Annotated in this window: 8 protein-coding genes and 1 pseudogene; 4 read left to right on the top strand and 5 right to left on the bottom strand. The window is 38.3% G+C overall.

Annotated features, from left to right (window positions below):
• Window positions 1–367 precede the first annotated feature (367 nt).
• Entirely contained in the window at window positions 368–985 is a 618-nt protein-coding gene (locus V7659_RS02490; protein ID WP_335537900.1) for a LysE family translocator, read from the top strand.
• A 52-nt stretch (window positions 986–1037) separates the two neighbouring features.
• On the opposite strand, the gene V7659_RS02485 is transcribed toward V7659_RS02490, so the two are convergent.
• A complete protein-coding gene (locus V7659_RS02485; protein WP_335537899.1) occupies window positions 1038–1727 on the bottom strand; it encodes a YheC/YheD family protein in 690 nt (229 codons plus the stop codon).
• Between the two features lie 200 nt (window positions 1728–1927).
• Between V7659_RS02485 and V7659_RS02480 the strand changes: the two genes are divergently transcribed.
• Window positions 1928–2200 (top strand): hypothetical protein, encoded by a 273-nt coding sequence (locus V7659_RS02480; RefSeq protein WP_335537898.1) that lies wholly within the window; start codon window positions 1928–1930, stop codon window positions 2198–2200.
• A gap of 47 nt (window positions 2201–2247) precedes the next feature.
• Here the strand turns inward: V7659_RS02480 and V7659_RS02475 are convergent, their stop codons facing one another.
• Complete coding sequence (locus V7659_RS02475) at window positions 2248–2940, bottom strand: glycosyltransferase (RefSeq protein WP_335537897.1); 693 nt, start codon at window positions 2938–2940, stop codon at window positions 2248–2250.
• A gap of 76 nt (window positions 2941–3016) precedes the next feature.
• On the opposite strand from V7659_RS02475, the gene V7659_RS02470 reads away from it, so the two are divergent.
• Window positions 3017–3976, top strand: coding sequence for a GDP-mannose 4,6-dehydratase (locus V7659_RS02470; RefSeq protein WP_335537896.1), 960 nt, complete (start codon window positions 3017–3019; stop codon window positions 3974–3976).
• Window positions 3977–4066: 90 nt separating this feature from the next.
• Here the strand turns inward: V7659_RS02470 and V7659_RS02465 are convergent, their stop codons facing one another.
• Together V7659_RS02465 and V7659_RS02460 are read right to left on the bottom strand one after the other, a co-directional pair.
• The gene (locus V7659_RS02465) at window positions 4067–5071 is read right to left on the bottom strand and encodes a glycosyltransferase family 2 protein (RefSeq protein ID WP_335537895.1); all 1005 of its coding nucleotides are present in this window, start codon (window positions 5069–5071) and stop codon (window positions 4067–4069) included.
• A 69-nt stretch (window positions 5072–5140) separates the two neighbouring features.
• The gene (locus tag V7659_RS02460) at window positions 5141–6175 is read right to left on the bottom strand and encodes a glycosyltransferase (RefSeq protein ID WP_335537893.1); all 1035 of its coding nucleotides are present in this window, start codon (window positions 6173–6175) and stop codon (window positions 5141–5143) included.
• A 184-nt stretch (window positions 6176–6359) separates the two neighbouring features.
• Between V7659_RS02460 and V7659_RS02455 the strand changes: the two genes are divergently transcribed.
• Window positions 6360–7427, top strand: coding sequence for a glycosyltransferase family 61 protein (locus tag V7659_RS02455; RefSeq protein ID WP_335537891.1), 1068 nt, complete (start codon window positions 6360–6362; stop codon window positions 7425–7427).
• A gap of 32 nt (window positions 7428–7459) precedes the next feature.
• On the opposite strand, the pseudogene V7659_RS02450 reads toward V7659_RS02455, so the two are convergent.
• Window positions 7460–7717: pseudogene (locus V7659_RS02450) on the bottom strand (UDP-glucose 4-epimerase GalE); the annotation flags it as partial.

Here is a 7717-nt window from a genome sequence, read left to right as displayed (position 1 = left end):
TCATAATTGAAACTAAAAGTTATTGTTTGTTTGCACGATTTTGTTTGTTTAGTTTTCAAAGAACAATTTAATAAGACAACTTTTAAATCTTATCATTTTTCAAAATTTATGTCAACAACTTTTTAAAATTTTATTTCAAAAGATTAATAGTTTCGATGACAACTTTTATACTTTATCATTTTCTAACCGATGTTGTCAACAACTAATTTAAAATATTAAGTTCTCGCTGACAACTTTTATATCGTATCACCTGCCAAATAAATAAGCAAGAAAAATTTTATATAAATGGACTTACTTTATATAGTTATTAAATATTATATAATGATAGAATGAGATAAACTTTATTCATTTAAAGGGGTGCAGAAAATTGCTTTCTTTTATATTAGTAGTTATCGTATTATTTCTCATTCCAGGTCCTGCTGTTTTACTTACCATTTCTCAAACCGCTCAAGGCGGAAGAAAAACCGGTATCATCACAGGCATCGGGATTGCTGTAGGTGACCTAATTCATACGGTTGCTGCCGTACTCGGACTTTCAGCCATTTTAATGACTTCGGCACTTGCCTTTGAAATCGTAAAATATTTAGGTGCGGCTTATTTAATCTTTTTAGGAATTAAGGCGATCCTTGAAAAGTCCAAAAAACAAGAGCAGCCCGTCGTGAAAAAGAGCTCTTCTGTCACTTCGTTTCGTCAGGCCTTATTAATTGAATTACTCAATCCGAAAACAGCTCTTTTCTTCTTAGCTTTCTTACCGCAGTTCGTTCACAACAATGGGACCCCCGTTGTCATTCAGTTACTTACGCTGGGGCTCACTTTCGTGTTAATGAGCATCTTGTACACCACCCTTCTTGCATTCCTAACAAGTTCCATAGGAGAAAAACTTTTCAGAAACAAAAATGGCAAACTTGCACGCTGGCAAGGGAAAGTTGTCGGTTCAATCTATATTGGCCTAGGCCTGCAGCTCGTACTTCAAAATCAAAAATAAACGGCATATTTAATCAATTATTAAAAGCGATACCATCAAAGTATCGCTTTCTTTATTGTTCAAGTTTTTTGAACATCCCCCTGCTTGGTTTGAGGTTTGCTTCGATGATGTAGGGGTCACCGCTGTTGGTTATGCCGATGTCTAGGCCGATTACGCGGGAACTTTGGTAGTATTCACCTAATTCGTATGCTGTTAAAAGAGCGATATTATCAATTTCTGTATTTAGTAAATGGAAATCGATATCTTTGATACTGGACTGTTCAAATACTTGCTCCACGGAAAGGATTGCTTTTGCAATATTGGTGATAAAATAGCCATTTTTCGCCACTTTAGCAAGTTTCCCCGTTACCTTCCATTCAATCGAGTCCTTTTCCCTTTCCACCATTACACGTAAATCAAACGGGCATTCCTCCACCGTAGCTAACGGAATTTTTTGTTGAATAAGATACAGCTTTCGCCCGTATTTCTCTTTATCTAAAAATTCCTCCATATCTAGTTTCCCGCAAATAATTTTATTCCTGTTGCTATGCATCTCATATCTATTTTCACCTACCTTGGTGACTTGGACCACCCCATAGCCTTGTGACCCTTCACTAGGTTTGATAACGACTGCTCCATGTACATCTAATAGCTCCCAAAAACCTGCCTGGGATAATATCAACGTTTTTGGTAAGTACCCGACAAGTGTAGAATTTTCCATCATCATGTGATACTTTGTCCATTTTCCATATGAATAGCTCATGCCAAGCCCACCCACTTCCGTTACAGAGACTTGCTGTTTATACACTATCCTATTCATAGCTTGTCAATTTTGTTTAGATAGATGTCCATAGGAACATTTCCTATTCCCGCAAATAGGCGAAAAAAAACGGGATAAGCCCTTACCTTTATTTTCTAATTGAATATATTAAAATGAAAATCCTTTTAAAAGGAGGGGTATAAATGGGGTGCCGAAAGGATAAAAGCGATTGCAACAAAAAGTGCTGCTGCAAGAAAGATTGTTTATGCCGAATCTTAAAGAAGTTCAAAGGCAGCGAAGTAACGATTCGAACAAAGTCTGGAGACTTCTTTACTGGAGAGCTACTACGTGTAACGAGCGATTGCTGTGTCAAAATCATTGAGCCAGGTACGTTGTCACCTCTTGTAAGTGAGCGGTTGACAGTAATACGCTGTAAGGATATCGAGAGCTTTTCCGTCGATTTACTCACTGGTTGAGCTATGATTCATACTACCATGCAAGGCAGTGTCACTATCCCACTGCCTTACTTTTTTGTGTTGACATATTTTTCAAGTGTTGATGTGTTGGCAATGAAACGACTTCGCCTTCTTAATAGAGCATCCGATGCATCTGAATGATGGTGCGCGGGGGCATTGTAGCGCAAATAAACATAATGTTCCTTCGATAACGAGTACATTTTCAGTCCATTTTCATAGCACAGCCGCTGAAAACCACTGTCTTCCCCAACATTTACGTCGGGAAAGCTAACTCGATTGAGAATTTTTTTCTTAAAGGCAAGGGTAGCCCCGCTTAAAAAGTCGGAACTTTTAAACGGACCATTGTTTACAATCCACTGATTCTCATAATTAGAATTATATAAGCGCAGTTCCTCTTTGCTTTTAAAATATATATAGAAGCTGCTCTTCCCGACTACGTCAGCATCTGTTAGAACAAGGGCCTCATACACTTCGTTTAGATAATCGGGACCGTAATAGTCATCATCATCCATTTTTGTCACAAAATCATACTTGGCTAATCGAGTCCCTTGATTTAAACAAGCACCCAGACTCACTTCTTCTGGAATTTGGATAAAAGAGTATCCAATTCCATCCACTTTAATAAACGTCGAATTCACAACGATAATAAGTTCTTTTTCTTCTAATGTTTGTCTCTCGAAGTTTTCGATTATCTTCGGGAGAAATGCTTGGCGATTCGTACAGACAATCACGGTGATCATAAGGAACATCCTCCTACCCATACCAATCTTTATCTATTTCATAGTATGTAAGAGACTGAAAAAATAGAGGTGAATCATGGATAAGAAAGTGTTAATTACGGGAGTGGCAGGATTCCTTGGTTCACATCTGGCAAAGGATTTACTCGCTGCCGGATGTGTTGTTGTTGGAGTCGATAATTTATTATCAGGAAAAATCACCAACATAAAAGGACTCCCTGAAGACAGATTTATTTTTAAAGAAATGGATGTCTGCTCGCGGAAAATACTTACAGACTCTGACATGAAAAACATCGAGGAAATTTACCATTTTGCCTCCGCAGCCTCTCCAAAATATTATCAAGCGAGCCCCTTTGAAACGATTGATGTGAATACCATTGGCACGAAGAATATGCTTGAACTAGCGAAAAGGAATCAAGCAAAAATGGTATATACGAGCACAAGTGAGGCATATGGCGACCCCGAGGTGCATCCGCAGCCAGAAACCTATAGGGGCAATGTCAATACATGGGGCCCCCGGGCATGCTACGATGAAGCGAAGCGTTTAGGTGAGGTTCTTTGCTACTTGTACTTCACCGAATATCAAACAAAGGTAAAGGTTGCGCGAATTTTCAATACCTATTCCGCTGGTCTAGCGAACGACGATGGCCGAGTAATCTCGAACTTTGTGACACAAGCACTTAAGGGTGAAGACATTACCGTATACGGAGATGGCACACAAACACGGTCTTTTTGCTATGTGACTGATACAATCAATGGACTAAAGTTGTTAATGGAAAAAGACGAGGCCAATGGTGAAATCATCAATATTGGAAATCCTGTGGAATTTCCAATTCTAGAAGTAGCTCACTTAGTAAAAGGGCTTGTAAATTCTGAGAGCAGTATAACGTTTCATCCGCTTCCCAAAGATGATCCAAAGGTAAGAAGACCAGATATCGAAAAGGCGAAAAGATTACTTGGCTGGGAGCCTGTTTACTCATTGGAGGAAGGATTAGCGTTAACAGTTATGGAGTATCGGACTAAGTTGGGGATCCAATAATTTAACTATGAAAAAAGGCTTGGAGCGTAATCTTTAAGTACTTCCGCATGATCGGAACCACTTAAGTATAGCTTCCATGCCTTTTTGATATTATTTCAAATCTACCGTATTGAATAAAATATAATAATGCTTATTAAATTTTAAATAATTGATGCCTAATATTCGTATGATTTTTTTTAGATTGGTATTATCAAGTATGATAATGGCATCAGCCTTTTTAAACCTTTTCTTTTTGATTGCTGATGTAATTTTACTGCTATCTTGGTCGATTATCCTTATTACTTCTAAACCACTTAACGGGATAATATTCTGTATATAATATTCACAGCTTTTTTGCTCTCCCACTACAATAACCTTTGGTGAACGTCGTTTTTCTTGAGACTTTGCTCGAAAAATAGCCTTTGAAGCTACTATTTGGATTTCATGGATCGTAGCATATCCATTTTTATGTGACAGCGAGCTCTGATGTATACGATAATCTAATAATACTTTGGGTACTTTCTCTAACTCACCTTTTTCTAATAACTTTAGCCATAAATCATAATCATAAGCAATTTTATAACTTGAGTCATATCCTCCTACTTCCCAGAAAACACTTTTAGAAAACATGACGGAGCTATGAGTAAAAGGGCATCCCGAAAAGGCTATTTTCCTGAGTTCTTTTCTTGTTTTGTGATAGTTTCTGCTATTCGTCCAATCTTCATATTCATTATCGGGAATATGAGCATCACCCGAAATACATTTTACTAACGTTCCAACGGCAACTAATTGCGGGTTCTCTTGTACATATTTCACTTGTTCTTCTATTCTGGTGGGGTAACTATTATCATCGGCATCCTGAATTGCAATCCACTGCCCATTCGCTTCCTTAATCCCTACGTTCAAGGCATTGGCCGCACCACCATTTTGTTCTAAATGAATGACCTTAACCCTTTGGTCTTTATTCGCATCTAAAATCTGTTTGGTCCTATCGGTAGAACCATCATTAACGATTATTATTTCTAATTCAGAATAGGTTTGACCTAAAGCATGATCCAGTGCCTCTTGAAGAAATTTCTCTCCATTATGAACAGCCATAACCATAGAAACAAGCATATTGTATGGTCTCCATCCTTCCAATCGATCGCTCTTTTCCTTGAAATTCAAATTTCTGATTCATGCAGCTTATAATATTTTTTGACAGCTTTTTTTAAGAAGGTACTTCATCTGTTCCAAATTGTAATCACTCGTATTGTATCTGAACAAACGAACTATGTTTTTATAAATAGGAATATCCTTCCATAGGTCATCCGAGGAATCCCAAATGCTTAATAGAAAAATTTCCGGATCTTCTTTTCCAAATCTTTCAGCAACCAGCCCGCTAAAGGAAACTAAGGTTTTAAATGGTTTTCGATATTCATTAGGGTGTTCCTGATGATAGCCAATTTCCTTTTCTATAATGACAAATTGGTACCCATCTCGATATAAACGGTATCCAAGCTCCCAATCTTCGCCTGAACCTCTAATTAATCTTTCATCAAATAGTCCATTTTTTTCAAATGCTGATCTCTCCACTGAAACATTACGTGTAATAAATAATAACCAAGGGGCAACGGTTAAATCATAAAATTCTTTTCTTAATGAGTCGTCCATACCATCATATTGGGATAAGGTTTTATATACTTTGTCAAAGTTATTTCTAATATCCTTCTGCGTTAGGACAGAAGTGATTTCAGATGCTTTAAAATAGGAGTTCTTCCAAAGTCCTGTTTTTTTAAGCGATTGTTTCATGATAGAAGCTTCCCAAGCCGAAAAACTTGGAAAGTATAGACTGTAAATGCCTTTATAGCAAAAAGGAGTTCCACTTACAACTGCCTTTTCGTGTTTTAAGTGTAGATGGTGATGTGTCTCAATAAAATTAGGAAGGACGAGATAATCTGCATCACAAAAAATCACATACTTTCCTATTGCCTTTTGTATTCCGGCATTTCTGGCAGCTCCTGGTCCTTTTCGATTCTCTAATGACACAATGGAGAATGGATAGGGTGCTTCAGTGGAATAATTATTTAACACTTCGATGGTATGATCGGTTGATGAATCATTTACGACAATAACCTCGAAGGGCTGTGGATTAATTTGTTTTTCGAAAGAGGTTAGTGTAAGAAGTAATTGCTCAGCCCTGTTATGCACAGGAATGACGACGCTAAACAATATTTCCATTTCGTCTCACATCCTTGGTTTTCCTTAAAATGTTCATACTGTCCAAAGCAGTATATGATAATAGCTTTTCAACTGTGTGAGCCATAACAGAAAAACAATGTTTTAAGTCAAAGTTCTAAAATTTGAATCTACTAGTATACCTAATTTAGAATCAATATTTTAATCAAATTGGGGGAGGGATTTTTTGATTGAAATACCACCGCCACATGGAATCTATGACTCCGTAAAGGATTGGGTAGATAGAAACATCGAAACGGTTTCTAAGGGAGCAGTATTAAAGGAAATTTACTTTCCTTCTAATTTTTCAAGAAGGATTAATCGTCCTCCCACTCGCTATCCCTCTAAATTAGAAGGCGGTACGGTCGGAGTGATTCCAGATGGGCGCGTTTGGGGTCAAAATGGAGCGATCATAACACCAGACCAACATCTGATCTGGGATGCCTCTTTAGAATTTGTCCATCCGCGCTCCAATCATTCTATTTTCCAAGAGAAGGCCTTACCTCCGATTTCACATCACTACGAACAAATTGCAGACCTAACACATGTTGTGGGAAGAAACTATTATCATTGGATGTATGAGGTGATTCCCCGTATTCATTTACTGCAGGAAAGCGGTTTGCCAGTGGAACGTTATATTGTAAGGTCAGAACCGGACCACATCCCTTTCCAAGCAGAAACCTTACAACATCTTGGAATCGCCGACGGGCAGTTAATAAAGACGTACGAGGGATTCCATATCCAGGCAGATCAGTTAGTGGTTCCATCCCAGCCTTCCTTCGCTACCAAGTGGGGATATGACTTCTTAAGAAAAACTTTTTTAAAAGAAAATTCCTTCGAAAACAAGCGGATTTACATTAAGAGAAATTGGTCTCGAATCATCACAAATGAGTCGGACTTGTGGGAGATCTTAAAGCCCTATGGTTTTATACAAGTAGAATTGGAGACTCTTTCAGTCGCTGACCAAGCCCGGCTGTTTTCTGGGGCTGAAGTCATTGTTGGCGCACATGGTGCCGGCTTAGTCAATCTGACCTTTTGCAGGCCGGGGACGAAAGTGCTGGAAATTTTCTCTCCAACCTATATTACTTCCTTATATTGGGCCATTAGTTCTCTTGGAAACTTAAAACATCATTATTTTATTGGCGATTTTGTCGGAGGCAATCGTGTACAAGAAACTCGCGGATGGTCAGGATTAGATAACATCACCATTCACCCCCGCAAGTTTGCTGCTTTCATAAGAAATATGAAACTCTAATAACTATCCACTGTGATAAAGTGGATAGTTATTTATTTATAGCCATTAGGATACTGCTGATGCCAGTTCCAGGCAGTTTCAATCGTTGCTTTGATATCATATCTTGGTGCCCAGCCAAGTAAGTCTTGAATCTTCTTCGAAGATGCCACTAACTGAGGAGGGTCGCCCTTTCGCCGCGGTTGTAATTTCACAGTTGCCTTCGCGCCAGTCACTTGCTCACAGAGGTGAATCATTTCTAAAACGGAGACACCTTGTTTATTTCCTAAATTGAAAATTTCCGCTGTTTTTTG

Origin of the sequence: Neobacillus drentensis (assembly GCF_036966985.1) — a bacterium.
GTDB classification, from domain to species: domain Bacteria; phylum Bacillota; class Bacilli; order Bacillales; family Cytobacillaceae; genus Neobacillus; species Neobacillus drentensis_E.
The sequence above is the reverse complement of the archived record's forward strand: the minus strand, read 5'-3'. Positions and strand labels throughout refer to the sequence as shown.

Coding starts and splice junctions, on each gene's coding strand:
- V7659_RS02460 (WP_335537893.1), bottom strand. CDS start 6,175: ATGGAAATATTGTTTAGCGTCGTCATTCCTGTGCATAACAGGGCTGAG.
- V7659_RS02480 (WP_335537898.1), top strand. CDS start 1,928: ATGGGGTGCCGAAAGGATAAAAGCGATTGCAACAAAAAGTGCTGCTGC.
- V7659_RS02465 (WP_335537895.1), bottom strand. CDS start 5,071: ATGCTTGTTTCTATGGTTATGGCTGTTCATAATGGAGAGAAATTTCTT.
- V7659_RS02470 (WP_335537896.1), top strand. CDS start 3,017: ATGGATAAGAAAGTGTTAATTACGGGAGTGGCAGGATTCCTTGGTTCA.
- V7659_RS02475 (WP_335537897.1), bottom strand. CDS start 2,940: ATGATCACCGTGATTGTCTGTACGAATCGCCAAGCATTTCTCCCGAAG.
- V7659_RS02485 (WP_335537899.1), bottom strand. CDS start 1,727: ATGAGCTATTCATATGGAAAATGGACAAAGTATCACATGATGATGGAA.